Annotated in this window: 26 protein-coding genes; 16 read left to right on the top strand and 10 right to left on the bottom strand. The window is 69.7% G+C overall.

The window, feature by feature from the left end:
* Window positions 1–44: 44 nt before the first annotated feature.
* From CAL24_RS19165 to CAL24_RS19140, 6 genes are all read right to left on the bottom strand, one after another.
* A complete protein-coding gene (locus tag CAL24_RS19165) occupies window positions 45–1,058 on the bottom strand; it encodes a LacI family DNA-binding transcriptional regulator (protein WP_094807615.1) in 1,014 nt (337 codons plus the stop codon).
* Entirely contained in the window at window positions 1,055–1,822 is a 768-nt protein-coding gene (locus CAL24_RS19160) for an SDR family NAD(P)-dependent oxidoreductase (RefSeq protein ID WP_094807614.1), read from the bottom strand. Before CAL24_RS19160 ends, CAL24_RS19165 begins: the two co-directional genes overlap by 4 nt.
* A complete protein-coding gene (gene hisD / locus CAL24_RS19155; RefSeq protein WP_028352621.1) occupies window positions 1,819–3,138 on the bottom strand; it encodes a histidinol dehydrogenase in 1,320 nt (439 codons plus the stop codon). Before hisD ends, CAL24_RS19160 begins: the two co-directional genes overlap by 4 nt.
* 88 nt (window positions 3,139–3,226) lie before the next feature.
* Entirely contained in the window at window positions 3,227–3,517 is a 291-nt protein-coding gene (locus CAL24_RS19150; protein ID WP_094807613.1) for a hypothetical protein, read from the bottom strand.
* Window positions 3,514–4,095 (bottom strand): AAA family ATPase, encoded by a 582-nt coding sequence (locus tag CAL24_RS19145; RefSeq protein WP_094807612.1) that lies wholly within the window; start codon window positions 4,093–4,095, stop codon window positions 3,514–3,516. The genes CAL24_RS19150 and CAL24_RS19145 overlap by 4 nt, the downstream gene beginning before the upstream one ends.
* Window positions 4,083–5,000 (bottom strand): LysR substrate-binding domain-containing protein, encoded by a 918-nt coding sequence (locus tag CAL24_RS19140; protein ID WP_094807611.1) that lies wholly within the window; start codon window positions 4,998–5,000, stop codon window positions 4,083–4,085. Before CAL24_RS19140 ends, CAL24_RS19145 begins: the two co-directional genes overlap by 13 nt.
* A gap of 165 nt (window positions 5,001–5,165) precedes the next feature.
* On the opposite strand from CAL24_RS19140, the gene CAL24_RS19135 reads away from it, so the two are divergent.
* The 9 genes from CAL24_RS19135 (at window position 5,166) to CAL24_RS19095 (ending at window position 12,218) form a co-directional block, all read left to right on the top strand.
* Window positions 5,166–5,531: a YybH family protein gene (locus CAL24_RS19135; RefSeq protein WP_170947127.1), complete on the top strand. Its 366-nt coding sequence runs from the start codon at window positions 5,166–5,168 to the stop codon at window positions 5,529–5,531.
* A gap of 193 nt (window positions 5,532–5,724) precedes the next feature.
* Window positions 5,725–6,405, top strand: a complete 681-nt coding sequence (locus CAL24_RS19130; RefSeq protein ID WP_094807609.1) for an RraA family protein — start codon at window positions 5,725–5,727, stop codon at window positions 6,403–6,405.
* Complete coding sequence (locus CAL24_RS19125) at window positions 6,402–7,604, top strand: aminotransferase class I/II-fold pyridoxal phosphate-dependent enzyme (RefSeq protein ID WP_094807608.1); 1,203 nt, start codon at window positions 6,402–6,404, stop codon at window positions 7,602–7,604. Before CAL24_RS19130 ends, CAL24_RS19125 begins: the two co-directional genes overlap by 4 nt.
* 52 nt (window positions 7,605–7,656) lie before the next feature.
* On the top strand, window positions 7,657–8,469 hold the full coding sequence (locus CAL24_RS19120; protein WP_094807607.1) for an ABC transporter substrate-binding protein: 813 nt from the start codon (window positions 7,657–7,659) through the stop codon (window positions 8,467–8,469).
* A gap of 127 nt (window positions 8,470–8,596) precedes the next feature.
* Window positions 8,597–9,280: an amino acid ABC transporter permease gene (locus CAL24_RS19115; RefSeq protein ID WP_094807606.1), complete on the top strand. Its 684-nt coding sequence runs from the start codon at window positions 8,597–8,599 to the stop codon at window positions 9,278–9,280.
* Window positions 9,273–9,962 (top strand): amino acid ABC transporter permease, encoded by a 690-nt coding sequence (locus tag CAL24_RS19110; RefSeq protein WP_094807849.1) that lies wholly within the window; start codon window positions 9,273–9,275, stop codon window positions 9,960–9,962. The genes CAL24_RS19115 and CAL24_RS19110 overlap by 8 nt, the downstream gene beginning before the upstream one ends.
* A 17-nt stretch (window positions 9,963–9,979) precedes the next feature.
* Entirely contained in the window at window positions 9,980–10,714 is a 735-nt protein-coding gene (locus CAL24_RS19105) for an amino acid ABC transporter ATP-binding protein (protein ID WP_094807605.1), read from the top strand.
* Window positions 10,715–10,773: 59 nt separating this feature from the next.
* Window positions 10,774–11,703: a LysR family transcriptional regulator gene (locus tag CAL24_RS19100; RefSeq protein ID WP_170947126.1), complete on the top strand. Its 930-nt coding sequence runs from the start codon at window positions 10,774–10,776 to the stop codon at window positions 11,701–11,703.
* A gap of 113 nt (window positions 11,704–11,816) precedes the next feature.
* A complete protein-coding gene (locus CAL24_RS19095; protein WP_094807603.1) occupies window positions 11,817–12,218 on the top strand; it encodes a hypothetical protein in 402 nt (133 codons plus the stop codon).
* A 12-nt stretch (window positions 12,219–12,230) separates the two neighbouring features.
* Here the strand turns inward: CAL24_RS19095 and CAL24_RS19090 are convergent, their stop codons facing one another.
* Complete coding sequence (locus CAL24_RS19090) at window positions 12,231–13,097, bottom strand: LysR family transcriptional regulator (RefSeq protein WP_094807602.1); 867 nt, start codon at window positions 13,095–13,097, stop codon at window positions 12,231–12,233.
* A 98-nt stretch (window positions 13,098–13,195) separates the two neighbouring features.
* On the opposite strand from CAL24_RS19090, the gene CAL24_RS19085 reads away from it, so the two are divergent.
* Window positions 13,196–13,843, top strand: a complete 648-nt coding sequence (locus tag CAL24_RS19085; RefSeq protein ID WP_094807601.1) for an FMN-dependent NADH-azoreductase — start codon at window positions 13,196–13,198, stop codon at window positions 13,841–13,843.
* Window positions 13,844–13,851: 8 nt separating this feature from the next.
* Here CAL24_RS19085 and CAL24_RS19080 read toward each other — a convergent pair whose 3' ends face one another.
* The gene (locus CAL24_RS19080; protein ID WP_028352612.1) at window positions 13,852–14,886 is read right to left on the bottom strand and encodes a LacI family DNA-binding transcriptional regulator; all 1,035 of its coding nucleotides are present in this window, start codon (window positions 14,884–14,886) and stop codon (window positions 13,852–13,854) included.
* Between the two features lie 160 nt (window positions 14,887–15,046).
* Between CAL24_RS19080 and CAL24_RS19075 the strand changes: the two genes are divergently transcribed.
* The 6 genes from CAL24_RS19075 (at window position 15,047) to CAL24_RS19050 (ending at window position 22,056) form a co-directional block, all read left to right on the top strand.
* Window positions 15,047–15,847: an SDR family NAD(P)-dependent oxidoreductase gene (locus CAL24_RS19075; protein WP_094807600.1), complete on the top strand. Its 801-nt coding sequence runs from the start codon at window positions 15,047–15,049 to the stop codon at window positions 15,845–15,847.
* An 84-nt stretch (window positions 15,848–15,931) separates the two neighbouring features.
* On the top strand, window positions 15,932–16,963 hold the full coding sequence (locus tag CAL24_RS19070) for a TRAP transporter substrate-binding protein (RefSeq protein ID WP_094807599.1): 1,032 nt from the start codon (window positions 15,932–15,934) through the stop codon (window positions 16,961–16,963).
* Complete coding sequence (locus CAL24_RS19065) at window positions 16,963–18,870, top strand: TRAP transporter large permease subunit (RefSeq protein WP_094807598.1); 1,908 nt, start codon at window positions 16,963–16,965, stop codon at window positions 18,868–18,870. Before CAL24_RS19070 ends, CAL24_RS19065 begins: the two co-directional genes overlap by 1 nt.
* A 26-nt stretch (window positions 18,871–18,896) precedes the next feature.
* Window positions 18,897–19,436 carry a VOC family protein gene (locus CAL24_RS19060; RefSeq protein ID WP_028352608.1) on the top strand — a complete coding sequence of 180 codons (540 nt, stop codon included), beginning with the start codon at window positions 18,897–18,899 and terminating at the stop codon, window positions 19,434–19,436.
* A gap of 41 nt (window positions 19,437–19,477) precedes the next feature.
* The gene (locus tag CAL24_RS19055; protein WP_094807597.1) at window positions 19,478–20,752 is read left to right on the top strand and encodes a ribulose-bisphosphate carboxylase large subunit family protein; all 1,275 of its coding nucleotides are present in this window, start codon (window positions 19,478–19,480) and stop codon (window positions 20,750–20,752) included.
* Window positions 20,749–22,056: a four-carbon acid sugar kinase family protein gene (locus CAL24_RS19050; protein WP_094807596.1), complete on the top strand. Its 1,308-nt coding sequence runs from the start codon at window positions 20,749–20,751 to the stop codon at window positions 22,054–22,056. Before CAL24_RS19055 ends, CAL24_RS19050 begins: the two co-directional genes overlap by 4 nt.
* On the opposite strand, the gene CAL24_RS19045 is transcribed toward CAL24_RS19050, so the two are convergent.
* Both CAL24_RS19045 and CAL24_RS19040 read right to left on the bottom strand, forming a co-directional pair.
* Window positions 21,989–23,464: an efflux transporter outer membrane subunit gene (locus CAL24_RS19045; protein WP_094807595.1), complete on the bottom strand. Its 1,476-nt coding sequence runs from the start codon at window positions 23,462–23,464 to the stop codon at window positions 21,989–21,991. The two genes, CAL24_RS19050 and CAL24_RS19045, sit on opposite strands and share 68 nt — an antisense overlap.
* Entirely contained in the window at window positions 23,457–26,537 is a 3,081-nt protein-coding gene (locus tag CAL24_RS19040; protein ID WP_094807594.1) for an efflux RND transporter permease subunit, read from the bottom strand. Before CAL24_RS19040 ends, CAL24_RS19045 begins: the two co-directional genes overlap by 8 nt.
* Window position 26,538: the final 1 nt, after the last annotated feature.

Raw genomic sequence — 26,538 nt, 5'->3', positions numbered from 1 at the left:
CCCGCCTTCGATGTCTGTGGTTGGGTCGCTGGCTTGGATCCGGTTCAATGCGCCGGCCTGACGGTGGCGCGCTCGACCAGGTCGCAGGGCACGACGATGTCGCGCGGGCGCAGTTCGGCCTGCATCTGTTCGCGCAGCAGCGTCACGGTGGCATCCACCATGGGCTCGACGCGCTGGCGCACCGTGGTCAGGCGGTACGCGCCCCAGGCGGCCTGCGGCACGTCGTCGAAACCGACCACCGCCACGTCCTGCGGCACGCGCGCGCCGAGTTCCTGGCGCAGCACGTCCAATGCCGCGATGGCCATGTGGTCGTTGGCGGCGAACAGGGCATCCGGCGCGTCGCCGCTGAACAGGCGGCGCACCGCCGCCTGCGCCTGGTCGAAGTCGTAGTGCCCGACTTCGCGCCGGTGCAGTTCGTGGCCGGCCTCGCTCAATGCCGCGCGGTAGCCGCGTTCGCGCTCGATGCTGGTGGAGGAGTCCTCCAGCTCCGCCAGATAGGCAAAGCGACGGTAGCCGCGTTCGACCAGCAGGCGGGCCGCCAGCTGGCCGCCCGCGTAGTTGTCGGAGGTGACCGAACTGCTCGAGTGGCGCGCCAGGCCGCCCAGGATGGACACGCGATTGAACTGCACCACCGGCACGCCCACCGCGGCGCAGCTGCGCGCCACGTTGGAGGACAGCATGGCGGAGGCCATGACGATGCCGTCCACCTGGTATTGCAGGATTTCCGCCAGCACGCCGTCGGCCGCCTCGTCGACTTCGGCGATGAACATCAGCACGTGATAGCCCTCTTTTTGCAGCTTCTGCGACAACTGCTCGATCACCAGCGGGTAGAACTGGTTTTCCAGGTAGCTCATCACCAGCGCGACGATGCGGCTGCGCCGCGTGATCAGGCTGCGGGCCAGCGCATTGGGGCGGTAGCCGAGTTTCTGCGCGGCCGCCAGCACCTTGCGCCGCGTGGCTTCGGACACGCTGGCGCCGGGCGTAAAGGTGCGGCTGACCGCCGATTGCGAGACTTGCGCCAGGTCCGCCACGTCCTGGGCGCGCGGTGCGGTCTTCATGCGGCTGTCCATCCTCCGTCCAGCATCAGCGCGCTGCCGGTCACCAGGCTGGAGGCCGGGCCGGCCAGGAACACGATCGCGCCCATCACTTCGTCCAGCCGCCCGACCCGGCCCAGGGCATTGCGCGCGCAGACCCAGTCGCGAAAACCCGGCTCGGCCAGCATCGGCTCGGTCATGGGGGTTTCGATGAAGGTGGGGCACACGGTGTTGACGCGGATGCCGGACGGGCCCAGTTCCCACGCCAGCGCGCGGGTCATGCCTTCGAGCGCGTGCTTGCTGGCGCAGTACAGCGCCCGCCGCGGGCTGCCGACGTGCCCCATCTGCGAGGACACGTTGATCATCGAGCCTGGCAGGCCGGCCTGCAGCAGGCGGCGCGCCACCGCGCGGCTGGTGTAGAAGGCCGCCTTGACGTTCAGGTCGAGGACCGCGTCGATGTCGTCGTCGGACTGGTCCACCAGCAGCCTGGGGCGGTTCAGGCCGGCGTTGTTCACCAGGATGTCGAACGGCGCCGCGCCGCCGACAAAGGCGTCCACGGCGGCGGAGTCGGTGACGTTCAGCACGGCGTAGGCGCAGTCCATGCCTTCGGCCCGCATGGCCGCGCACACTTGCTCCAGCTCCGGCTGGCGGCGCGCGGCCACCGTGACGTGGGCGCCGGCCCGGCCCAGCGCGGCGGCCGCGGCCAGCCCGATGCCGCCGCTGCCGCCGGTGACCAGGGCGCGGCGCCCGTCGAGCCGGAAATCGGGCCCCTGGGGCAAGGCGATCATGCTTGGGCCTCGACCGGCTGGTACCAGGGCAGGTCGGGCCGGCCGCCATAGCGGCGCACGCGGATATTGGCCTGTTCGCCATGGCCGGCGAAGTTCTCCATGTGGCACAGGCGCGAACAATATTCGCCCATGGCGGCGCTGGCGGCATCGGTCAGGACGCGCTGGTAGGTGCAGGTCTTGAGGAACTTGCCGACCCACAGCCCGCCGGTGTAGCGGGCATTGCGGTTGGTGGGCAGCGTATGGTTGGTGCCGATCACCTTGTCGCCGAAGCTGACGTTGGTGCGCGGCCCCAGGAACAGCGCGCCGTAGTTGGTCATGCTGGCCAGGAAGTAATCTGGGTCGCGCGTCATGACCTGCACGTGTTCGAAAGCCAGTTCGTCGGCCACTTGCAGCATTTCCTCGCGGCTGTCGCACACGATGACCTCGCCGCAGTCGGCCCAGCTGCGGGCGGCGATGGCGGCGGTCGGCAGGATCGCCAGTTGGCGCTCCACTTCGGCCAGGGTGTCGCGCGCCAGTTGCTCGCTGTCGGTCAACAGCACCGCGGGCGAGGTCGGCCCATGCTCGGCCTGGCCCAGCAGGTCGACCGCGCACAGCTCGCCATCCACGCTGTCATCGGCGATCACCAGTGTTTCGGTGGGACCGGCGAACAAGTCGATGCCGACCCGGCCGTACAGCTGGCGCTTGGCTTCGGCCACGAACATGTTGCCCGGGCCCACCAGCATGTCGACCGGCGCCACGCTGGGGGTGCCGACCGCCATCGCGACCACCGCCTGCACGCCGCCCAGCACCAGGATCTCGTCGGCGCCGGCCATGTCCATGGCGGTCACGATGGCGGGATGGGGTTTGCCCTGGTAGGGCGGCGCGGTCGACACGACGCGCTTGACGCCCGCCACCTTGGCCGTCAGCACGCTCATGTGGGCCGAGGCCAGCAGCGGATACTTGCCGCCGGGGATATAGCAGCCCACCGCGTTGACCGGCACGTGCTTGTGGCCCAGCACCACGCCCGGGTAGGTTTCCACCTCGACCTCGCGCAGGGAGTCGCGCTGGATCTGCGCGAAGTTGCGCACCTGCGCCTGGGCAAAGGCGATGTCTTCGATCTCGCGGGCCGACAGTTGCTTGCGGGCCGCTTCGATCTCGGCGCGCGACAGGCGGAAGTCGGCCGGGTCCCAATTGTCGAACTGGCGGCTGTAGTCGCGCACGGCTTCGTCGCCGCGTGTCTCGATGTCGCGGATGATGGCCTCGACGGTCGCGCGCACCTTGGCGTCGTCGTCGGTCTTTACGGCGGCGGTGCGGCCGCGCTTCAGGTAACGGATCATGGTTTGTTGGCTCTGCGCGTAGGCATGGGGTCGATGAATCGGCGCCCACTTTCAGGGTCTTGCATACGTATGCAAATAGGGAAAAACCCTAGGCTGCGGCGTGGCGCGCCGGCGGCGCGTCAGGACCGGCTGGCGGCGTCCTGGGTAATCGGCGGGGTGGGGCGTAGCCCCAGGAACAGGCGCTGCCGGGGGAAATGACGATCTCCGCCAGGAAGAGATCGCCGTGCGCCGGCGCGACGCCGAAGCTGACTTCGTAGGCGCCGATACTGGCACGGTAGGTGAGGCTGTTGTACGGCCACGGCACGTCGGGATCGGCGCGCCGCGGTTCGGCTTCGAAGAAGCAGGGCAACTCGTGTTCGTCGACGCTGAGGCCGCTCATGCGGTGTCTGCTGATGTGCGGCCGCTGCCCGCGGCGGTGTCGTCGACGATCCACGCCGTCGGGTCGCGCGGCGCTTCAAAGCCGGCCAGATAGGCGTCGAGCCGCGCGTCGTCGATCGCGAAGGCGGCGTTGGCGTCGCGGCGCTGGTTGCGTTGCGCCAGGCGGCGCCGCAGTTCCTCGCGCGGCACGCGGAAATAGATCAGTTGGCAGCGATGCTGGCGGCGCTCGATCAGCGCGCGGTAGTCGGCGCGGTCGCTGGCTTTCCAGAAACTGAAGTCCAGCACGGCGCAGGCGCCGCCGGCCAGCAGGCGTTCCAGGCGCGCGCGCAGGCGCTCCTCTGCCGCGGCGCCCAGGCGGGCGTAGTCGGCGGGCGCATAGTCGATAGCGTAGGCGCCGTGGGCGGCCCAGATTTCCTCGTCGATCGACAGGCGTTCGCAGCCGTGGGCGGCCAGGGCCTGCGCGAAGGTGGTCTTGCCCGCGCCCGCCACGCCGCACATCATGAAGACGATCCGGCCGGCCGGGACGATGAGCCGCAGCGCCTGGCCGAGGGCCTGCTGGCGGGTCATCACGTGGGGCATGGCGGCGGGCAGGTGCGGCCGGGCAGCGTCTCGGCCAGGTAGTCGAGCACCGCCCGCACCGATGGCAACTGGCCGCGCCGGTGCGGGACCAGCAAGGTGGTGGTGGCGCCGCCGGCGTCCCACGCGGGCAGCAGGCGCACCAGGCGGCCCGCCGCGATGGCGGGGCCGCACAGGCCATGCGGCAGGTTGGCGATGGCCAGCCCGTTCAGGGCGGCTTGCGCCATGGTGTGCGGGTCGTCGGCGTAGATGCGCGCGGCGGGATGCGCGGCGACCGGCGCCGCGCCGTCCTGGTGCAGGCGCCAGCCCGCTTCCGCCGCCAGCGGGTCGGTGAAGATGCCGTCGTGCGCCGCCAGGTCGGCGGGTTGCCGGGGATGGCCACGCTCGGCCAGGTAGGACGGCGCGGCCACCAGATAGTTCGGCGCGTAGCCCAGGCGCCGCTGCACCAGTTCCGAGTCGGGCAGGGGATGGCGGTGCGCGCGTATCGCGATGTCGATGCCTTCCTGGATCAGGTCGACATAGCGGTGGGTCGCCGTGAGCGCGATGCGGATCTTCGGATAGCGCCGGGCGAGGCCGGGCAGGATGTCCGCCAGCCCCATCTGCACGGTGGCCGGCGAGGCGCTGATGCGCACCAGCCCGCGCGGCTCGGCCAGCCGGCTGGTGACGGCCTCCTGGGCGGCCTGGGCCTCCAGCAGCGCGGCCGCGGCATGGCGGTGGAAGGCGTGCCCGGCTTCGGTCAGGGCGAGGCGCCGCGTGGTGCGCTGGATCAGCCGCGCGCCCAGGTCTTGCTCCAGCACCGCGATGCGCTTGCTCAGACTCGACTTCGGCAGGCCGAGCGCGCGCGCGGCGGCGGAAAAGCCGCCCTGGTCGACGACCTGGACGAAGTAATAAAGATCGTTGAGCTTCATGGCGCTGGATTGTTCATGTGGATGGACAGTGCGTCGATTCGTGCCTGTCTAGCCATGGATTGGTGTTTCAGGGAGGATAAGACCCGGCCATCCGGCATGCAAGCAGACGGGAAAGGAGCAAGACAATGGCAACCACACGCGCGGACATCGAGGCGGCGCGCGCTCATGGGGGATTTCGAGCAGGCCTGGCACGCGCGCGACTTCGAACGCTGGGGCGAGCTGTTTACCCCCGACGCCGATTTCATCACCTGGCGGGGCGTGTGGTGGAAGACGCGCGCCGAGAACGTGGCCGGGCACCGCGCCGCGCCGGCCGCGGTCGCCGCGCAGATGCCGAACTACCGGCTGCGGCTGGAGGAGCTGGACTGCCTGTCCGGCGAAGTGGCGCTGGCTCATGCCAGCTGGCGATGGGCCGGCTTTGCCGAAGCGGGGCAGGCGCCCGAGGACCGGCGCGGCCTGCTGACGCTGGTGCTGGTCCGGGAGGCCCGCGGCTGGCGCATCCGGGCCTTGCACAACACGCGGATCGGCGCGTGACCGCTATCCATAAATCGCCCGCCCGCCGCTGCCGAGCGCCACGCATCACGGCCAGGCGGCCGCCGCGCGGCGCCGCATGCAGGAAAAAATTTCGTGAATAGGTTGGAATTTATATCGTTTTGAGGATTGGCGGCATCGGGCTTGTAATGCGGGCTGGTCTTTTTCCCGTCATTCACGCATTGATTGCCTGCCCATGAGCCTCATTGGATTCCGCATTCTTTCCCGGCCCGACCCGGCCGTTGCCGCCGAGGTGCTGACCGGTTTCGCCGCCGTCGGCGCCGCCCAGATCAGCGACTGCATGAATCGCCTGTACGGCGTCAACGGGCTGCGCCCGCTGCACGCCGGGGCGCGCCGGATGGTGGGCCGCGCCCTGACGGTCAAGACGCGGCCGGGCGACAACCTGATGATCCACAAGGCCATTGCGCTGGCCGGCGCGGACGATGTGATCGTGGTGGATGGCGGCGGCGATACCTGCAACGCCCTGGTCGGCGAGTTGATGATGATGGACGCGCGGGCGCGCGGCGTGGCCGGCTTCGTGATCGACGGCGCCGTGCGCGACGCCGATGTATTCGCGCAGGAGCCGTTCGGCTGCTTTGCGCGCGGCGTGACGCATCGCGGGCCCTACAAGGAAGGCCCGGGCGAGATCAATGTGCCGGTCGCGGTGGGCGGCCAGGTGGCCTGCGCCGGCGACGTGGTGGTGGGCGATGCCGACGGCGTGGTGATCGTTCCCGCGCAGCACGCCGAAGCCGTGCTGGCGCTCGCGCTCAAGAAAGAGGCGGACGAGGCCGCCATCAAGGAGAAGCTGCGCGCGGGCACCTATGCCAAGCCGTGGGTCGACCGGATCATCGCGGAAAAAGCGGGGGCGGCCCAATGAGCATCGTCGCCGACAAGATCAAGCGCATCAAGCTGTCGCCCAGCGTGGCGGCCCGCGCGATCATCGCCGAACTGCGCGAGCAGGGGCGCCGCATCATCGACCTGACGGTGGGCGAGCCGGATTTCCCGACGCCGGCGCACATCCGCCAGGCCGCCGTGGCCGCCATGGAGCGCGGCGAGACCAAGTACCCGCCGGCCCAGGGCACCGCGGCGCTGCGCCAGGCGGCGCGCGCGCGGTTGCTGGAGGAAACGGGGGTCGATTATCCGGTGGCCCGCATCATCGTCAGCACCGGCGCCAAGCAGGTGATCTTCAATGGCCTGGCAGCCTCGCTGAATGACGGCGATGAAGTGATCATCCCGGCGCCGTACTGGGTGTCGTACCCGGACATGGTGCTCGTCAATGGGGGCGTGCCGGTACCGGTGGCGAGCTCGCCCGCGTCGTCTTACAAACTGACCGCCGACGCGCTGGAACGCGCCATCACGCCGCGCACCAAGTGGCTGCTGCTGAATGCGCCGAGCAATCCCACCGGGGCCATCTACAGCCGCGACGAGCTGCGGGCGCTGGCCGACGTGCTGGCGCGCCATCCGCACGTCTGGCTGATGACCGACGATATTTATGCGCGGCTGAACTTCACGGACAGCCCCACGGTGCACCCCTTGCAGGCCGCGCCGGAACTGGCCGAGCGCGCCCTGGTGGTCAATGGCGTATCCAAGGCCTATGCCATGACGGGCTGGCGCATCGGCTATGGCGCCGGTCCCGCGGCGCTGATCCAGGCGATGGCGATCCTGCAATCGCAGAGCACCTCGGGCGCGTCGTCGGTGAGCCAGGCCGCCGCGCTGGAAGCGCTGGCGGGCCCGCAGGACTGCGTGGCCGAGTTTGCCGCGATATTCCGCCAGCGCCGCGACGCCGCCCTGGCGGAGCTGGCCGGCACGCCAGGCCTGCAGGTCGTCGAGCCGCAGGGCGCTTTCTATGTGTTTCCCGACTGCCGCCAGTTGCTGGGCAAGCGCACCCCGGCCGGCGACGAGATCCGCACCGATACCGACCTGACCCACTATCTGCTGCGCGAAGCGGGCGTGGCGGTCATCGACGGCAGCGCCTATGGCGCGCCTGGCACTTTCCGGCTGTCGTTCGCCGCGTCGCTTGCGGACATCCGGCAAGGGTGCGCGGCGATCCGCCAGGCTTGCGAGAAATTGTCCTGAGCGCGGACGGTGCCGCGCTTCTTTCACCACCACCACCGAAAAGGGGATAACGATGATACGCAACACCATCCTGGCCGCCTTCGTGGCGGCCGCCACCTTCGCCGGCGCGGCCCAGGCCGACCAGCTCGACGACATCAAGGCCAAGGGCGAACTGCTGTGCGGCACCCTGGGCACTTCGCAGCCGTTCAGCTTCCAGGACGATAGCCGTCAACTGGTCGGCTACGACGTGGACGTCTGCAAGCTGGTGGCCGACAAGCTGGGCGTCAAGGTGCAGTACAAGATGCTGTCGGTCGCCGCGCGCGTGCCGGAACTGAACGAAGGGCGCGTCGACATCCTGGCCGCCAACCTCGGCTACTCGCCCGAGCGGGCGCAGCAGATCGGCTTCAGCCACGCCTACTATGTCAGCCCGCAGAAGCTCCTGGTGCGCAAGGATTCCGGCCTGACCACTATCGAGGCGCTGAACGGGCGTCGCATCGCGGCGACCAAAGGCTCGAGTTCCGAGCGGGAGATCAAGCGCATTCTCGACAAGTCGCGCGTGCTGGGCTTCGCCGACAGCTCGGCCGCGTACCTGGCGCTGCAGCAGAAGAAAGTCGATGCGCAGTTCGCCTCCGAGCTGGTGCTGGCCCGGCTGGTGCTGCAAAGCCCGCCGACCGCGCCGGTCAGCGTGATCGAGGAACCGGTCTTCAGCGAAGCCTGGGGCCTGGGCGTGCGGCAGTCCGAAACGCGCTTCCTGCAGGCGGTGAACCAGGCGCTGGACGAGGCCGAGGCCTCGGGCGCGGCCGCGCAACTGTTCGACAAGTGGTTCGGACCGGAAACGCCGTACAAGCTCAAGCGCGATTTCAAGATTGGCCCGATCGCGGGCTGACCGCCGTCATTGCCGGTAGCGGGCCGCCCTCGGCGGCCCGCGTCGGCGTGGGCGTTACCGGCCGGGCGCGCCGCTGGCAAACCGGACCCGGCCGGACGGCGTCCGCGCCTAAGGAGACATTCTTTCCATGGGTTTTCTCGAACCGATCTACTTACACCAGTTGCTCGATGGCATGGTTACGACCGTGCAGCTGTTCCTGGTTGCCTGGGTAATGGCCTTTTCCATCGCGGTGCTGCTGGTCGTGGTGCGCACGACCGATCTCGCGCCGTGTCGCTGGCTGGTCGATGCCTATGTGGAGTACCACCGCAATGTGCCGTTGCTGGTGCAGGTGCTGTTCTGGTACTTCGGCATGCCGGAGCTGCTGCCCGAAGGCGTGCGCGGCTGGCTGTACGAGCACAACGCGGAGCTGTCGCTGGCCGCCATCGCCCTGGCGCTCGGCTCCGCCGCCTATATCGCGGAGGACATACGCAGCGGCCTGCGCGCCATCCCCGGAACGCAGTTCGAGGCGGCGCGCGCGCTGGGCGCCAGCTATCTGCAATGCATGCGCTTCGTGATCGTGCCGCAGGCGCTGCGCGCCGCGATTCCGCCGCTGATCGGCCGCGCCCTGCTGCTGTTCAAGAACACCAGCGTGGCCATGGCGATCGGCGTGGTCGAGCTGACCTACCAGGCCCGCGAGATCGAGAACGAGACTTACCGGACGTTCACGACCTTCGGCCTGGCCACCGCGATGTACCTGGCGGGATCGTTCTGCATCATGTTCATCGGTTCGCACATCTATGCGCGCTATCACCGCGGAGGCCGCCATGCTTGATGTGCTTGCCCAGTACTGGCCCACGCTGCTGGTAGGGCAGTATCCGCACGGGCCGCTCGGCGGACTGGCGCTGACGCTGATCCTGGCCGCCTGCGGGCTGTTGTTGTCGCTGCCCCTGGCCCTGGCGATCGCGCTGGCGCGCGTCAGCGCGTTCGGCTGGTTGCGGCGCGCCAGCGCGCTGCTGGTCAACGTGGTGCGCGGCATGCCCCTGCTGATGCTGATTTTCTGGGCCTACTTCGTGGTGCCCAAGCTGACCGGCGAAGCGGTGAGCGGCTTCTGGACGCTGATCTGCGCCCTGGTCGTCTATGAAAGCGCCTACTTGTCCGAGGTGATCCGCTCGGGCATCGAGGCGATCCCGCGTGGCCAGACCGAAGCGGCGCGTTCGCTGGGGGTGGGCTATTGGACCACCATGCGCAAGGTGGTGCTGCCGCAGGCGCTGGTCAACGTGCTGCCCAGCATGACCAGCCAGTTCGTTTCCACCATCAAGGAAACCTCGCTGGGTTATGTGATCAGCGTGAACGAACTGACGTTCGCCGCGAACCAGGTCAATAACCTGGTGCTGACCAAGCCCCTGCAGGTATTCGGCATCCTGGCGATCATCTATTTCCTGGTGTGTTTCAGCCTCAGCCGCGGCGTGAACTGGCTGGACCGGCGGATGCGGCGCGCCCGCGCCATGGCTTAATGAATGGAAGGCGTTTCATGATAGAGCTCGAAAAAGTAAACAAGTGGTATGGGGCGCACCATGTGCTCAAGGATGTGGACCTGACAGTGGCACGCGGCGAGGTGGTGGTGGTGTGCGGCCCGTCCGGGTCGGGCAAGTCGACCCTGATCCGCACGATCAACCGGCTCGAGCCCATCGAGAAGGGCCGCATCCGGGTCGACGGCCAGGACATCTACAGTCGGGGACTGAACCTCAACCAGCTGCGGCAGAAGATCGGCTTCGTGTTCCAGCAATTCAACCTGTTCCCGCACATGAGCGTCCTGGACAATGTCGTCTTCGCGCCCGTGAACATCCTGAAGCGGTCCCGCAAGGAGGCGGCCGAGCTTGCCCGCTCGTTGCTGCAGCGGGTCGGCCTGGAGCACAAGATCGACGCCTACCCGGGTTCGCTCTCGGGCGGGCAGCAGCAGCGCGTGGCCATTGCCCGCGCGCTGGCGCTGCAGCCGCCGGTCATGCTGTTCGACGAGCCCACCAGCGCCCTCGACCCGGAGATGGTGGGCGAGGTCCTGCAGGTAATGAAGTCGCTGGCCCGGGACGGCATGACCATGGTGTGCGTGACCCATGAAATGGGGTTCGCCCGCGATGTCTGCGACCGGGTCATCTTCATGGACGCCGGCGAGATCCTCGAGACCGGCGAGCCGCAGCATTTCTTCAGCGCGCCGCGGCACCCCCGGGCCCAGCGCTTCCTCAGCGACATCCTGCATCCGCGCGGATGAGCGGCGGCCCGGCCGCGGGTGGTATGGTGTCGGTTCCCCGACGCCTTGCCCCGACCGCGATGTACACCTTGAAGCAGCTCGAAGCCTTCTACTGGAGCGCCCAGTCGGGCAGCTTCAGCGCTTCGTCCAAGAAGCTGCACACGACGCAGTCCGCCATCGCCAAGCGGGTGGGCGAGCTCGAATCGTTCACCGGCGCGCCGCTGTTCGAGCGACGGGCCAAGCGGCTGACGCTGACGCAGCATGGCCGCAAGCTGTTCGAGCTGGCCCGCCAGATGCTCGAGCTGAACAGCCGCATCGTGCAAAGCATGGCCGATGCGGCCAGCGTCGAGGGCGTCGTGCGGATGGGCGCCACCGAGCTGGTGGGCATGACCTGGCTGGCCCGGCTCATCAGCCAGATCAGCCGGCGCTATCCGAGGGTGCAGCTCATGCCGGAGATCGACGGCGGGATCACCCTGTATGAGCGCCTGGAGCGCGACCAGCTCGACCTGGCCATCATGCCCGGCCCGTTCTGGGGCTACCAATACGATTGCGTGCACCTGGGCGCGGTGACCAATGTCTGGATGGCCAGCCCGCGGCTGGACATCGCCGCGTCGGGACGCCTGACGCCGCAGGACCTGGCGCCGTATCCGGTGATTTCGCAGCCGACCAATTCCGCCCTTTCGCACCTGTACGACGCCTGGTTCGCCGAGCAGGGGCTTTCGGTCAAGCGCGTGCTGACGTGCAACAGCCTGGGCATGATGGCGCAGCTGACCATGCTGGGCCTGGGCATCGGCTACCTGCCGGGCGCCTACTTCGCGCCGCTGGTCGAGCGGGGCGTGCTGCGCCAGCTGGATGTCCGACCGGACCTGCCCACCATCAACTACTACGCGGTCTACAAGAAGAGCCTGGTCAATCCGGTGGTGGCCACGGTGATCGACATCGCGCGCCGCGAATGCGCCTTCGAGGTGGCGGGCGCCTTCCTGCCGCACGTGCCCCTGCAGGAAGGCTGAGCCGCACGGCGCGCCGCAATGGCATTTTCCAGCCATCGATTGGCATTCCAGCGCGAGCCGGCGCGCGGCCAGCGGCGTAAGCTGTCGCCACGTTGTCCGACTGCGATGCTGCCATGCTCGATACCGATCAATTCACCATCCACGATATCTCGCGCTTTCCGCTCTGCGTGTTCCGCAACGACGCGGCGGCGCCCGGCTACGCCGGCCAATGGGCGGCGGAGATGGCCGCCCTGATCGCGCACGCGGCGCCGTTCGTCGTGGCGTTCGCCGGCACGCCCGACGGCGAGGCGCACGAAGACCGCCGTGATCGCGCCATGTGGCTCAAGCAGAACAAGGCGGCCCTGGCGCAGGTGTGCCGGGCCCTGGCCACGGTCGATGCCGATCCGGCGCGCCGCGCGGAGGCGATCGAGCAGGGCCGCATGGCCACCAAGGCGTTCGGCATCGCCCACGAGGCGGTGGCCACGCTGGACGATGCCGCCGCGCTGGCGCGCCGCCTGGCGCAGGCGCCGGACTAGGGCCTGGCCACGCTAGGCGGGGCTGTGCAATGGCCGGGTCGCGGCGCCTTCCAGGACTGCCGCGGTCAGTGCCTGCCCCAGGGCCGGGTCGGCGCGCCGCGACATGAACAGGCTGAATTCGGCGTCGGGCAGGGCGGGCAGCCCGCGCTCTGCGGGCACGGCGACGATGCCCGGGACCAGCTGGCTGGCCGCCATGGGCGCGACGGCCAAGCCCGCCAGTACGGCGGCCGCCAGGCTGGCGTTGCTGCTGCAGGCCATGGCGATGCGGGCGGCGATGCCGGCCTGCGCCAGTCTGGCGAGCGCCGCCTCGCGGTAAGGGCAGGGCTCGGGGAACAGCGCCAGCGGCAACGGACGCGGCAGCGTCACGCCGGCCTGCGCGGAGCAGGCCCACACCAGCGGCTCGCGCCACAGCATGCGGCCGCCTTCCTGTGTCTCGCAATGCGCGCCGATGACCATCTCCAGTTCGCCGCGCTTCATCATGGGCAGCAGGGCGCCGGGGATGCCGACCTGGATCTCGATCTCGACCGTTTCGTGGCGGGCCGCGAAACGGTGCAGCACGCCAAGCATGGCGACGTTGGCGAAGTCTTCGGACAGGCCGATACGCACGCGGCCGCGAAAAGGCGTGCGGGTGAATTCGGCCAGCGCGTCGCGCCCGAGCGCCAGGATGGCGCGGGCATAGGTGATCAGGCGTTCCCCGTCGGGAGTCAGTTCCAGCGAGCGCGTGGTGCGCGCCAGCAGGGGCTTGCCCAGTTGCGTTTCCAGCCGGCGCAGATGGCCGCTGATGGCCGATTGGGTCAGGTGCAGGCGGGACGCGGCCTTGCCGAACCCGCCCTCGTCGACGATGGCGACAAAACTGCGCAGCAGGAGGGGATCCAGCATATATATCGATTCAAGATGAATAGAGAGAAAATAATCGATTTATATTCTGAACTGAGATGTGCTGCAATCCATGGCGTCATGTTCTCGAAGGAGCCGCCATGCCCCGCCTGCTGCACCTCGTTGCCTCTCCGCGCTCGCAGCGCTCCGCCTCGACGGAAGTCGCGGTCCATTTCATCGAGCGCTGGCGCGCCCGCCACCCCGGTACCGAGGTGCGGACACTGGACTTGTGGCAATGCCAACTGCCGGAGTTCGGCCAGGAGGCGATGGATGCCAAGTACGCGGGCCTGAGCGGCACGCCGCTGACGCCGGCGCAGGAGCAGGCCTGGACCATCTTGCGGGAACTGGCGGCATGTCTGCACCAGGCCGATGTCCTGGTGTTGTCGGTGCCGCTGTGGAATTTCGGCATTCCCTATAAGCTCAAGCATTTCATCGACCTGGTCTCGCAGAAGGACATCCTGTTCTCGTTCGATCCGCAGCGCGGCTTCGCGGGGCTGCTGCGCGGCAAGCGCGCGCTGGCCGTGTACGCGCGCGGGCTGGACTACGGCGCCGCGTCATTCACGCCGGCCGGGCGCTTCGACCTGCAGAAGCCCTATGTCGAGGCATGGCTGCGCTTCGTGGGCGTGGAAGATATTCATTCGGTGATCGTCGAGAAGACCATCTACGGCCCCGACGAGGACCGCCAGTCGCGCGAGCGCGCCAAGGCGCAGGCCGAGGCGCTGCTCGACGCGATGGCGCCCGCGCCGTAGCGCGGCCACTACGGCAGGTTTTCCCGGAAGATTACGTCGGTGCGGGTCGCCTCGACGCCGGACAGCACGCTGCGGTGTTCGCGCAGGTTGGTGAAGATGCGGATGCTGTTCAGGATGGTGGTCAGCGGGCTCTGGTTGATGACCGCGTCCATGCTGCCGTCGATCAGCAGGCCGCGGGTGTCGGGCGTCAGGCCGTGGCCGATGAAGATGACGTCGTGCTGGCGCCCGCACTCTTTCAAGGCCTGGCCGATGCCTTCGGCGCCGCCGCCGATGTTGTAGATGGCGGCCAGGTCGGGATGTTCCTTCAGTAGGGCGATGGTCTGGCGGTAGTTGGTCTGCGCGTCGTCGTAGCCTTCGCGCAGCCCGACCACGCGGATGTGCGGATACTGTTCGGCGAACAGGTGCAGGAAGCCGGCCTCGCGCTCTTCGTGCGCGCGATAGCTGAGCGAGCCGGCGATCATCGCCACCTTGGCGCGCCGCGCCCGGCCCAGGAAGCGGCCGATCAGGTGGGCGGCGGTGCGCCCCGCGGCGCGGTTGTCCAGGCCGACATAGGCGCTGCGGCGCGAATGGGAGAGGTCCGACACCAGTGTCACGCTGGGGATGCCGCGGTCGGCCAGTTCCGCCACCGCCTCGCGCACCTTGGGGTGCTCCAGCGCCATGAAGGCCACGCCGTCGCTCTGCTTGCCCCGCCGCAGCAGGACGCGCGTGAGCGCGTCGGGATCGAAGCTTTCCACCGGCGCCACGCGGCAACTGACGTTGAAGGGCGCCCAGTGTTCCTGCGAGTGGCGCACCCATTCCCCAAGCATCCACAGGAAGCGGCTGCTGCGGTCCGGCAGGATGAACAGCAGCCGCATGGGCGGGGGCGCCATGGCGGCATACAGCTCGGCCTGGGGCAGGTACTGCAGTTCGGCGGCGGCCCTGAGCACGCGCTGCAGCGTGGCCTGGCGTACGCCGGGGCGGCGGTGCAGCGCGCGGTCGACGGTGGCCGGCGAGACGCCCGCCAGTCGCGCAATATCAATCACCGTGGGTAAGGCTTGAGGCACGGAAAGTCTCCCTTCATGCGGAAACGTGCGGGCTATACATTACACGCATCGCCGAGGTGGACCTCAAAAACCATCAAAAAACCGGCTTGGGGTTTGCGCTCGCCGCCCCTATCCTACGCAACTATCCGCAGCAGCGCCGCGGGCGCACACAAGGAAAAACATGGAGACAACAGGCAGGCTGGCCGGCCGGGTGGCATTGGTATTCGGCGCCGGCTCGGTGGGCGAGGGCTGGGGCAACGGCAAGGCCGCGGCGGCCGCGTATGCCCGCCAGGGCGCCCGCGTGGTGGCGGTGGACCGGGTGCGCGAGGCCGCGCTGGCGACCGAGGCGGCCATCCGCGCCGAGGGCCACGAGGCCGTGGGCGTGCAGGCCGACGTCACCAGCTTCGCCGACATCCAGCGCGTGGTCGACCAGGCCCTGTCGCGCTACGGCCAGATTGACGTGCTGCACAACAATGTGGGCATCACCTCGCAGGGCGGGCCGGTCGAGACCGGCGAAGACGTCTGGGACCGCGTCATGACGGTCAATGTCAAGAGCATGTTCCTGACCTGCAAGGCGGTGCTGCCCCACATGGAGGCGCGCCAGCGCGGCGCCATCGTCAATATCGGCGCGCTCGGCGGGGTGCGCTGGACCGGCTATGCCTATTGCGCCTACGCGGCCTCCAAGGGCGCGGTGAATTCCTTTACCCAGAGCGTGGCGTTGCAGTACGCGGCCAAGGGCATCCGGGCCAACTGCATCCTGCCCGGCGTGATGGACACGCCCCATATCTACCAGCAGATATCCGGTTTCTACCAGAACACCCGGGAAATGGTCGAGGCGCGCAACAAGCTGTCGCCCACCGGCCGCATGGGCGATGGCTGGGACGTGGCCCATGCGGCGGTGTTCCTGGCCTCGGACGAGGCGCGCTACATCAACGGCGTGGAGTTGTTCGTAGACGGGGGCATGCACGCCCGCTGCAACTGAGACGATCCCGGGCCGGTCCGGCGGCCCGGCTACTTCCAACATCGCCGGCGACAGCCGGAAAGCTCGAGCACAGGAGACAGTGCCATGAACCAGAACAAGACCTTCACGCGCCGCAGCGCATTGCGCACCCTGGCCGGCCTGCCGCTGGCCGCCATGATCGGCGCGCCGCGCCTGGCCGGCGCCGCCGCGCCTGAATACGTGTTCAAGTACGGCAACAACCTGCCGACCAGCCATCCGCTGAACGTGCGCGCGCAGGAAGCGGCCGCGCGCATCGCCCAGGAGAGCAACGGCCGCATGGAAGTGCGGGTGTTCCCCAACAACCAGCTGGGCGGCGACACCGACATGCTGGCGCAAGTGCGCAGCGGCGGCATCGACATGTTCAACGCAGGCACGATGGTGATCGCCACGCTGGCGCCGATCAGCGCGATCACCGCCATGGGGTTCGCGTTCTCGAACGACCAGGAGGTCTGGAACGCGGTCGACGGCAAGCTGGGCAACAGCATCCGCGCCGCGTTCGCCAAGGTCGGCCTGTATACGCTGGAGAAAATGTGGAACAACGGCTTCCGCCAGATCACCAGCAGCTCGCACCCGGTGGCCACGGCGGCCGACCTGGACGGCATGAAGATCCGCGTGCCGGTCAGCCCGATGGGCATTTCGCTGTTCAAGTCGCTGTCGGCCGCGCCCACCAGCCTGCAATTCAGCGAGGTGTATTCCGCCTTGCAGACCAAGGTGGTGGACGCGCAGGAGAACCCGCTGGCCATCGTGCAGACCGCCAAGCTGTACGAAGTGCAGAAGTACTGCTCGCTCACCAACCACAGCTGGGACGGCTACCACCTGGTGGTCAACGGCCGCGCCTGGCGCGGCCTGCCCGACGACCTGAAGACCATCTACGCGCGCGCCTTCAATGAAGCCGGCCTGCAGCAGCGCGAGGACCTGGTCAAGCTCAATACCACCCTGCAGGACGACCTGTCCTCCAAGGGCATGCAGTTCAATACCGCCGAGGCGCAGAGCTTCCGCGAGCAGTTGCGCAAGGCCGGCTTCTACGCCGAGTGGAAGGAAAAATTCGGCGCCGAGGCCTGGGCGCTGCTGGAAGAATCCGTCGGCAAGGTGTCCTGATGACGGCCGGCCACGAAACCGACGCCGTCTGGGCCGCCGGGGCGCCGCCGGCCGCGCCGGCGCGGCGGCGCGCGGACACGGGGCTGCTGGCCTGGCTGGACCGCGCGCTCGGCGTGCTGTCCGAATGGCCGGCGGCCGTGCTGGTGCTGGTGGAAGTGGCCGTGTTGCTGTCGGGCGTGGTGGCGCGCTATGTGTTCCATGAGCCCATCGTCTGGTCCGACGAGCTGGCCTCGATCCTGTTCCTGTGGCTGTCGATGCTGGGCGCGGTGATCGCGTTGCGGCGCGGCGCGCACATGCGCATGACGGCGGTGGTGACCAAGTGCGGCCCGCGGACGCGCGCCTTCCTGGAGACCTTCGCGCTGGCCGCCGCCCTGGTGTTCCTGGTGCTGCTGATCCACCCGGCCTGGGAGTACGCCTATGAAGAGCGGATCATCGTCACGCCCGCCATGGAGATCAGCAACGCCTGGCGCGCCGCCGCGCTGCCGGTGGGCACGCTGCTGATGCTGCTGGTGTGCGGGGTGCGGCTGCTGCGCACCGAGCACACCCAGCACGTGGCGCCGGCCGTGCTGAGCGCGGTGGCGATCGCGCTGCTGTTCTGGCTGGCCGGGCCCTGGCTGATGACGCTGGGCAAGCTGAACCTGCTGATCTTCTTTGCCGGCGTGGTGGGAGCCTGCGTGTTCGCCGGGGTGCCGATCGCGTTCTCGTTCGCGCTGGCGACGTTCGGCTTCCTGGCGCTGACCACCCGCACGCCCATGCTGGTGATGGTGGGGCGGCTGGACGAGGGCATGTCGCACCTGATCCTGCTGGCGGTGCCGCTGTTCGTGCTGCTGGGCATGCTGATCGAGATGACCGGCATGGCGCGCGCCATGGTGCAGTTCCTGTCCAGCCTGCTGGGCCACGTGCGCGGCGGGCTGAACTACGTGCTGATCGGCGGCATGTACCTGGTGTCGGGCATTTCCGGTTCCAAGACGGCCGACATGGCGGCCATCGCGCCGGTGCTGCTGCCGGAAATGAAGCAGCGCGGCGCCAAGCCGGGCGACCTGATCGCGCTGCTCTCGACCACTGGCGCGCAGACCGAGACCATTCCGCCGTCCATCGTGCTGATCACCATCGGCTCGGTGACGGGCGTATCGATCTCGGCGCTGTTCACCGGCGGCATGCTGCCCGGCCTGGTGCTGGGGCTGGCGCTGTGCGTGATCGTGTGGTGGCGTTACCGCCACGAAGACCTGAGCGCCGTGCCGCGGCCCTCGCGCAAGCTGATCGGCAAGACCTTCGTCGTGGCGCTGCCCGCGCTGGCGCTGCCGTTCGTGATCCGCGCGGCGGTGGTGGAGGGCGTGGCGACCGCCACCGAGGTCTCGACCATCGGCATCGCCTATTCGGTGGTCGCCGGGCTGCTGTTGTACCGCAAGTTCGATTTCGCGCGGCTGCCCGGCATCCTGGTCGAGACCGCCACCCTGTCCGGCGCCATCCTGTTCATCATCGGCTGCGCCACGGCCATGGCCTGGGCCCTGACCCAGTCCGGCTTCGCGCACGATCTGGCCGAAGCCATGGCCGGCCTGCCCGGAGGCAAGTTCACCTTCATGGCGGTGTCGCTGGTGGCGTTCATCGTGCTGGGCAGCGTGCTGGAAGGCATTCCGGCCATCGTGCTGTTCGGCCCGCTGATGTTCCCCATCGCGCGCGAGCTGGGCATCCACGAGGTGCAGTACGCCATGGTCGTGATCCTGGCGATGGGGGTGGGCCTGTTCGCGCCGCCGTTCGGCGTGGGCTATTACGGCGCCTGCGCGGTCGGCAAGGTCGACCCGGACGAGGGCATCCGCCCGATCTGGGGCTACATGGCGGCGCTGCTGGTCGGCCTGGTCCTGGTGGCGGCGATTCCCTGGATTTCCATCGGTTTCCTCGACAACTGAGCTTTTTTCTCGCACTGGAGCATTTCATGAGCCGATTCCTCGGCCAGATCCGCCAGTTGGGCTATGTGGTGCCCGACATCGAGGCCGCCATGGCCTACTGGAGCAAGACCCTGGGCGTCGGCCCCTGGTTCTACAATCCGCGCGTGCCGATCGTGAATTATCGCTACGACGGCCAGCCGTACGAGCCGCACAATTCGGTGGCGCTGGCCAACTCCGGCTATGTGCAGGTCGAGCTGATCCAGACGCGCAACGACGTGCCGTCGATGTACCGCGACTTCCAGCAGGCGGGCCGCACCGGCCTGCAGCACGTGGCCTACTGGACCGAGGACTACGATGCCGACCTGCGGCGCCTGCTGGCCCAGGGCTTCAAGCCCAAGATGAGCGGCGAGGTCGGCGAGCGCGGCCGTTTCATCTATTTCGATACCGAATACCATCCCGGCACCGTGATCGAGCTGTCGGAGGTCTCGGGCCCGAAGGGCCGCATGTTCCGGCAGATCCGCGAAGCGGCGGAAAGCTGGGACGGCAGCGAGCCGGTGCGGCCGTTCCCGAGCCTGGGGGCGCAATGAGCGCCGCCGTCCAGCCGGCCGCGCCGGGGGGAGGACGCGGCATGAGCGGCGAGCGCATCCTGGCGAGCTACCTGGTCGAGACGCCGCTGGACCCGGCGGCGGTGGCCGAGGTAATGGCCGGCGAGCAGTCGTGCGGCACCTTCACCCGCGTGGCGGGCGAGACCGATGCGCTGCGCGCCCGCGCGCGCGCCACGGTGGAGTCGGTTCAATTGCTGGACCAGGCCGTCCAGCCCAGCCTGCCCAACGCGCTGCTGGAGCGCCGGCGCCAGGCCGGGCCGTGGCGCCGCGCCCGCGTCGAGATCGCGTTTCCGCCGGCCAACATCGGCGCCAACCTGCCGACGCTGGCCAGCACGGTGGCGGGCAACCTGTACGACCTGGGCGAAGTCACCGGCCTGCGCCTGGAAACCCTGCGCGTGCCGGCCGAGTACCGCGCCCGGTTCGATTTCCCGCGCGTCGGCATCGCCGGCACGCGCCGCGCCGCCGGCGTGCCGGCGGGAGCGCTGGTGGGCACCATCATCAAGCCCAATGTGGGCTTCTCGGCCGCCGAGACCGCGGAGCTGGTGGGGCGCCTGTGCGCCGCCGGGGTGGACTTCATCAAGGACGACGAGGTGTGCGCCGACCCCGCGCATGCGCCGCTGGCGCAGCGCGTCCCGGCCGTGATGCGGGTGGTGCGGGAGCACGCCGAGCGCACCGGCAAGCAGGTGATGGTGGCGTTCAATATCACCGACGAGACCGACGCGATGCGGCGCCACGCCGACCTGGTCGAGCGCGAGGGCGGCAGCTGCGTCATGGCCAGCCTGAATGCCTGCGGCTATTCCGCCATACAGAGCCTGCGCCGCCACACGCCGCTGGTCCTGCACGGCCACCGCAACGGTTTCGGCGCGCTGTCGCGCCATCCGCTGCTGGGCATCGGCTTCCAGGCCTACCAGACGCTGTGGCGCCTGGCGGGCGTGGACCACATGCACGTGCACGGCCTGCAGGGCAAGTTCTCGCAGCCCGACGAGGAAGTGGTCGCCGCCGCGCGCGACTGCTATACGCCGCTGGCGGCCGGGCAGGCGCGCGACGACACCGTGATGCCGGCTTTCTCCTCGGGCCAGTGGGCCGGCACGGTGCCGGCCACCTGGGCCGCGATCGGCCGCGACGACCTGCTGTTCATGGCGGGCGGCGGCATCCTGGCGCATCCCGACGGCGCGGCGGCCGGCGTCACCAGCATCCGCCAGGCCTGGCAGGCGGCGCGCGACGGCGTGGCGCTGGCCGACTACGCCCGCCAGGCGCCCGAGCTGGCGCGCGCGCTGGCTTTCTTCGGCGCCCGATGAGCGGCGGCGCGCCCCGCCTGGCGTACTACGGCGACGATTTCACCGGCGCGACCGACGCCCTGGCGACGGCCGCGCGCGCCGGGCTGCGCAGCCTGCTGTTCTTCGGCGTGCCGTCGGCCGCCCAGTTGCGGCGCGCCGGGCCGCTGGATTGCCTCGGCATCGCCGGCGCCACGCGCGCCATGGCGCCCGACGAGATGCGCGCGGCGCTGCGGCCGGTGGCGCGGTTTTTCGCGGCGCTGGGCGCGCGCGTGATTCATTACAAGGTGTGCTCCACTTTCGACAGCGCGCCGCAGGTCGGCAATATTGCCGTGGCGATGGAATGCCTGGGCGCGGCGGCGCGGCAACCCTGGCGCGCCATCGTCGGCGGCCAGCCCAGCCTGGGTCGCTATTGCCTGTTCGCGCAGCTCTATGCCGCGGCCGATGGCGAGATGCACCGCATCGACCGGCATCCCACCATGAGCCGGCATCCCGTCACGCCCATGCACGAGGCCGACTTGCGCCGGCACTTCGCCGCGCTGGGGGCCGGCCGGGTCGGCCTGGTGGACTACCGCAGCATCGCGCAAGGGCCGGACGCCGTGCGTGCGCGCATTGGCCAGCTGCTCGACGGCGGCATGGACAGCGCATTGTTCGATGTCGCCCGGCCCGCCGACCTGGCGGCCATCGGCGCGGTGCTGGCCGGGGCGGCCGCGGCACAGCCGCTGCTGGCCGTGGGCGCCAGCAGCGTGATCGAGGCGCTCGGCACGCAGTGGGGCGACGCGGCCGCCGCGCCGCCCGCCGCCCTGGCGCCGGCGCGCGGGCCGGTGCTGGTGCTGGCCGGCAGCCTGTCGCCCATGACGGCGCGCCAGATCGACGCCGCCGCGTCCTATCGCCGGCTGCGCTTCGATCCCGCGCGGCTGGCGGACGGCGACCCGGTTTACCAGGCGCAGGCCGTGGCCGCCATCGCGCAGGCCTTGCAGACCGGGCAGCATGTGCTGGCCTGTATCGACAACGCGCAGGGCCGGCCCAGCGCCGGCGTGCACAGCCAGGCCCTGGCCCGGGCCGGCGGCAGCCTGCTCGACCTGGTGCTGCGGCGCGCCCCGGTCGCGCGCCTGGGCGTGGCCGGCGGCGACAGCTCCAGCCTGGCCATGCAGGCGCTGGACGCCTGGGGGCTGTCGTACCTGACGCGCCTGGAGCCGGGCGTGGCGCTGTGCCGGCTGCACAGCGACGTGGCGACGCTGGACGGCATGGAGGTCATGCTCAAGGGCGGCCAGATGGGCTCGGCGGATCTGTTCGAGCGGTTCGCGCGGGGCCAGCCGCAAGGCTGATGGCCGCGTCCGCCGCCTGCCAGCCGCCGCCCAGGCTCCGGAACACCGCCACGCGTTCGGCGCCGGCCCGCCGCTCGGCATCGGCCAATTGTGCGCGCGCGTCGATGAAGTCGCCCTGCGCCACCAGCACGTCCAGGTAGGTGATGGCGCCGGCCCGGTAGCGCTGCTCGGCCAGTTCCAGGGCCCGGCCGGCGCGCTCGCGCGCCTGCGCCAGTTCGTCGCGCTGCGCCAGCGCCGCGTCATAGGCGGCCAGCGCCTGCTCGGTTTCCTTCAGCGCGCGCAGGACCACCGCGTCGAACGCCGCCAGCGAGGCGTCGGCCTGGGCGCGCGCCTGGCGCACGCGGCTGCGCGCCGCGGCGATATTGGGGAACTCCCACGAGACCAGCGGACCCAGCGCGAACGACCAGGTGCGGCCGCCGCGCAACTGGTCGTTGCGCAGATAGTCGGCCGACGCGCCCAGGGTGATGCGCGGATACAGATCGGCGACCGCCACGCCGATGCGGGCGGTGTCGGCGGCCAGCGTGCGCTCGGCCTGGCGCAGGTCGGGCCGGCGCCGCAGCAGGGCGGCGCCGTCGCCCACCGGCAGCGCCGCCGCGGGCGCGGGCGCGCGGCGGCATTGCGCTGCCTCGGCGGGCGCCTCGGCCGGCGGGCGGCCGGTCAGGGCGGCCAGTTCGAACAGCGCGGCCTGCCGTTGTCCATGCAGGGGCGGCACGGCCGCGCGGGCCCGCGCCGCGCTGGCGGCGGCGCGCTCGACATCCAGGCGCGCCGCCGCGCCAGCCTGCAGGCGTTGTTCGACCAGGCGCAGGTTGCGCGCGGCCAGCGCCGCCGACGCCTGCGCCACGTCGATGGCTTCGCCCAGCGCGCAGGCATCGACATAAGCGCGGGTCGTTTCGGCGGCCACGGCGACGCGCACCGCGTCGCGCGCCGCCGCCATGCTTTCGGCATCGTAATGGGCCGCCTCGATATCGCGCCGCACGCGGCCGTACAGGTCGACTTCGTACGTAATCTGCAGGCCGCCGCTGTACGACCACTGCGTGGGGGCCTGGCCGCTGCCCGACCAGGCGGTCTGGTCGCGTCCGTACTGCGCGCCGCCGCCGGCCTGGGTGGCCGGCCACTGGCCCGTGCGCGCTTCGTCGTAGACGGCGCGCGCGCGGGCCAGGTTGGCCTGCGCCTGGCGCAGGTCGGCGTTGGCGGCGAAGGCCTGGCCGATCAGGGCCGTGAGCGCCGGGTCGTCGTACAGGCGCCACCAGTCGTCCGGCAGCGGCGCTTCCTGGAAGCGGGCGGACTGCGTGACGAAGCTGCCCGCCGCGGCCGCCGGGGTGGCGGGCGCGCGGTAATCCGGGCCGCTGGCGCAGCCGGCCAGCAGCAGCAACAGGGGCGCGCCCAGGCGCAGCAGGGAGTCAGCCATGTTGCACCTCCGCATCGGCCAGTTCACGGGCGCGCGGGCTGGCGCTGGCGGCGCGGTGGTCGCGCGCGACCAGGGTATACAGCACCGGCAGCACGAACAAGGTGAACAGCGTGCCCACCAGCATGCCCATCACCACCACGATGCCGATCGCGTGCCGGCTGGCGGCGCCGGCGCCGTTGGCGAACAGCAGCGGCACCAGCCCGGCCACCATGGCGGCGGTGGTCATCAGCACCGGCCGCATGCGCACGACGGCGGCCCGCCGCATGGCCTGGACGCGATCCAGCCCGTCGCGCACCTGGATGTCGTTGGCGAAGGCCACCATCAGGATGCCGTGCTTGGAGATCAGCCCGATCAAGGTCACCAGGCCGATCTGCGTATAAATATTGAGCGTGGCGTAGCCCAGGTACAGCGGCACCAGCGCGCCGCAGATCGCCAGCGGCACGGTCACCAGGATCACCAGCGGGTCGCGGAACGATTCGAACTGCGCCGCCAGCACCAGGAAAATGACGATCAGCGCGAACAGGAACGAGACCGTCAGCCGGTCGCCTTCGGTGACGTACTGGCGGCTGTCGGACAGCCAGTCGATGGTGAAGCCGGCCGGCAGGGGCTGGGCGCGCAGGAACTCGACCGCGCGGCCCATGGTGACGCCGGGCGCCAGCACCGCCGATACGGTGGCCGAGTTCATCTGGTTGAATTGCGGCAGCCGGTTGGCGGCCGGGCGCAGGTCGAAGCGCACCACCGTGTCCAGCGGCACCAGTTCGCCGGACGCGGCGCGCACATGGAAGCCGGCCAGATTGTCCGGCGCCAGGCGCTGGCCGCGCGGCACCTGGGCGATGACGTCGTACGAACGGTCGTGCCAGTTGAAGCGGTTGACGTAGTTCTCGCCGACCAGCACCGCCAGGGTATCGGCGATGGCCTGCATGCTCACGCCCAGTTCGCCCGCCTTGTCGCGGTCCACCACGATGCGCGCCTCCGGGCTGTCGAAGGCCAGGTCGCTGTCGACGAAGGCGAACAGGCCACTGCGCCACGCCGCCGCCTTGACTTGTTCCGCGGCGGCATAGAGCGCCGGGAAATCCTCCGGCGCGCGCAGCACCATCTGCACCGGCAGGCCGCCGCTGCCGGCCGGCAGCGCGGGCGGCTGGAAGGCTGCGGCATAGACGCCGGTCACCTTGGCGCCTTCCGCGCTCAAGAGGGCCTGGATCTCGGCCGTGCCGCGCTCGCGCTGGTCCCATTCTTTCAGCACCACGCCGCCGAAGCCGTTGTTGGCGCCGTCGGTGCCATTGGTGAACCAGCTGCTTTCGTATTCGGGCAGCGTATGGAAGATGGCGTCGATCTGCTGCGCATAGCGTCCGGTGTAATCGACGTTGGCGTACTGCGGCGCCTTGGTCTGCACGAACACGTAGCCCTGGTCCTCGGTGGGCGCCAGTTCGCGCTGGGCGCCCAGGAACAGCACCACGATGGTCGCCAGCACCGCCGCGCCCACCATCAGCACCGCCGGGCGCGCCGCCAGGGCGCGTCCCAGCAGGCGGTCGTAGCGCTCGCCCAGGCTGTGCATGCGGCGCTCGATCGCCTGCGACAGGCGGCCTTCGGCCAGCCGGCTGTTGAGCAGCCAGGAGCTCATCATGGGCGACAGCGTCAGCGCCACCACCCCCGAGACGATCACCGAGCCCGCCAGGGTGAAGGCGAATTCGCGGAACAGCGCGCCGGTCAGGCCGCCCATCAAGCCGATCGGCGCATAGACGGCGGCCAGCGTGATGGTCATGGCGATCACCGGGCCGACGATCTCGCGCGCGCCCACCAGCGCGGCCCGCACCGGCGACAGGCCTGCCTCGATATGGCGGTGGATGTTCTCGACCACCACGATGGCGTCGTCCACCACCAGCCCGATGGCCAGCACCATGGCCAGCAGGGTCAGCAGGTTGAGCGAGAAGCCGAACGCCAGCATCAGGGCCGCCGTGCCGATCAGCGACAGCGGAATGGTGACTACCGGGATGATCACCGCCCGCAGCGAGCCCAGGAACAGGAAGATGACCGCGACCACGATCACCACCGCCTCGACCAGCGTGCGGGTGACTTCGTCGATCGAGGCGTTGACGAAGTGCGCCACGTCGAACTGGCTGGTGACGGCCACGCCGGGCGGCGCTACCCGCTGGATGTCGGGCAGCAGCGCCTTGACCGCCTTGACGATCTCCAGCGGATTGCCGTCCGGGGTGGGCGAGATGCCCAGCATCACGGCGCGGCCGCCGCTGCTGGTGGCGCTGCTGTCGTAGTTCTGGCCGCCGATCTCGACGGTGGCGATGTCGCCCAGCCGCACCAGCCCGCCGTCGCCGCCGCGCTTGACCACCATGGCGCGAAAGCCGTCCAGGCTGGTCAGGTCGGTGCTGGCCGTGATGTTGATGGCGGTGTCGGCGCCCTTGAGCTGGCCGGGCGCGGCCTGCACATTGTTGGCGCGCAGCGCCGCCGCCACGTCGCCGGCGGTGAGCCCGCGCGCGGCCATCTTGTCGGCGTCCGCCCAGATGCGCATGGCGAGGGTCTGGCCGCCGTACACGTCGACCGACGCCACGCCCGGCACCGACGTGATGAGCGGCTGCGCCACGCGCGTCACGAAATCGGTCAGGCGCGACAACGGCAGCGATTCGCTGACGAAGGACACATACTGCACCGCCGAGGCGCCGTCGGTGATCTTGGTGATGACGGGGTCGTACGCATCGGCCGGCAAGCGGTACTTGACCTGCTGCACCTTGGCCAGGATCTCGGTCATGGCGCGGTCGGCATCGGCGTTGAGCACCAGCTTGGCCTTGATCTGGCTCTTGCCCTGGGTGGAAGTGGAGCTCAGGTATTCGATGCCGTTGGCGGTGGCGATCGATTGCGCAATGGGCGTCGTGATGAAGCCCTGCATGACGGCCTGGGTGGCGCCGGGGTATTGGGTGTCGACCACGATGGTGGCGCTTTCCATGCTGGGATATTCGCGCACCGGCAGGGCGAACAGGGCGCTGCCGCCGACCAGCAGGATCAGCAGGCTGACCACGGCCGACAGGATCGGCCGGCGGATGAGCAAGTCGGTGAAGCGCATG

The organism is Bordetella genomosp. 2, assembly GCF_002261345.1.
Classification (GTDB): Bacteria; Pseudomonadota; Gammaproteobacteria; order Burkholderiales; family Burkholderiaceae_B; genus Bordetella_A.
The sequence above is the reverse complement of the archived record's forward strand: the minus strand, read 5'-3'. Positions and strand labels throughout refer to the sequence as shown.

Bases quoted from the DNA above. Each gene is read 5' to 3' on its own strand.
- CAL24_RS19165 (WP_094807615.1), bottom strand. From the start codon at position 1,058: ATGAAGACCGCACCGCGCGCCCAGGACGTGGCGGACCTGGCGCAAGTC.
- CAL24_RS19160 (WP_094807614.1), bottom strand. From the start codon at position 1,822: ATGATCGCCTTGCCCCAGGGGCCCGATTTCCGGCTCGACGGGCGCCGC.
- hisD (WP_028352621.1), bottom strand. From the start codon at position 3,138: ATGATCCGTTACCTGAAGCGCGGCCGCACCGCCGCCGTAAAGACCGAC.
- CAL24_RS19150 (WP_094807613.1), bottom strand. From the start codon at position 3,517: ATGAGCGGCCTCAGCGTCGACGAACACGAGTTGCCCTGCTTCTTCGAA.
- CAL24_RS19145 (WP_094807612.1), bottom strand. From the start codon at position 4,095: ATGCCCCACGTGATGACCCGCCAGCAGGCCCTCGGCCAGGCGCTGCGG.
- CAL24_RS19140 (WP_094807611.1), bottom strand. From the start codon at position 5,000: ATGAAGCTCAACGATCTTTATTACTTCGTCCAGGTCGTCGACCAGGGC.
- CAL24_RS19135 (WP_170947127.1), top strand. From the start codon at position 5,166: ATGGGGGATTTCGAGCAGGCCTGGCACGCGCGCGACTTCGAACGCTGG.
- CAL24_RS19130 (WP_094807609.1), top strand. From the start codon at position 5,725: ATGAGCCTCATTGGATTCCGCATTCTTTCCCGGCCCGACCCGGCCGTT.
- CAL24_RS19125 (WP_094807608.1), top strand. From the start codon at position 6,402: ATGAGCATCGTCGCCGACAAGATCAAGCGCATCAAGCTGTCGCCCAGC.
- CAL24_RS19120 (WP_094807607.1), top strand. From the start codon at position 7,657: ATGATACGCAACACCATCCTGGCCGCCTTCGTGGCGGCCGCCACCTTC.
- CAL24_RS19115 (WP_094807606.1), top strand. From the start codon at position 8,597: ATGGGTTTTCTCGAACCGATCTACTTACACCAGTTGCTCGATGGCATG.
- CAL24_RS19110 (WP_094807849.1), top strand. From the start codon at position 9,273: ATGCTTGATGTGCTTGCCCAGTACTGGCCCACGCTGCTGGTAGGGCAG.
- CAL24_RS19105 (WP_094807605.1), top strand. From the start codon at position 9,980: ATGATAGAGCTCGAAAAAGTAAACAAGTGGTATGGGGCGCACCATGTG.
- CAL24_RS19100 (WP_170947126.1), top strand. From the start codon at position 10,774: ATGTACACCTTGAAGCAGCTCGAAGCCTTCTACTGGAGCGCCCAGTCG.
- CAL24_RS19095 (WP_094807603.1), top strand. From the start codon at position 11,817: ATGCTCGATACCGATCAATTCACCATCCACGATATCTCGCGCTTTCCG.
- CAL24_RS19090 (WP_094807602.1), bottom strand. From the start codon at position 13,097: ATGCTGGATCCCCTCCTGCTGCGCAGTTTTGTCGCCATCGTCGACGAG.
- CAL24_RS19085 (WP_094807601.1), top strand. From the start codon at position 13,196: ATGCCCCGCCTGCTGCACCTCGTTGCCTCTCCGCGCTCGCAGCGCTCC.
- CAL24_RS19075 (WP_094807600.1), top strand. From the start codon at position 15,047: ATGGAGACAACAGGCAGGCTGGCCGGCCGGGTGGCATTGGTATTCGGC.
- CAL24_RS19070 (WP_094807599.1), top strand. From the start codon at position 15,932: ATGAACCAGAACAAGACCTTCACGCGCCGCAGCGCATTGCGCACCCTG.
- CAL24_RS19065 (WP_094807598.1), top strand. From the start codon at position 16,963: ATGACGGCCGGCCACGAAACCGACGCCGTCTGGGCCGCCGGGGCGCCG.
- CAL24_RS19060 (WP_028352608.1), top strand. From the start codon at position 18,897: ATGAGCCGATTCCTCGGCCAGATCCGCCAGTTGGGCTATGTGGTGCCC.
- CAL24_RS19055 (WP_094807597.1), top strand. From the start codon at position 19,478: ATGAGCGGCGAGCGCATCCTGGCGAGCTACCTGGTCGAGACGCCGCTG.
- CAL24_RS19050 (WP_094807596.1), top strand. From the start codon at position 20,749: ATGAGCGGCGGCGCGCCCCGCCTGGCGTACTACGGCGACGATTTCACC.
- CAL24_RS19045 (WP_094807595.1), bottom strand. From the start codon at position 23,464: ATGGCTGACTCCCTGCTGCGCCTGGGCGCGCCCCTGTTGCTGCTGCTG.
- CAL24_RS19040 (WP_094807594.1), bottom strand. From the start codon at position 26,537: ATGCGCTTCACCGACTTGCTCATCCGCCGGCCGATCCTGTCGGCCGTG.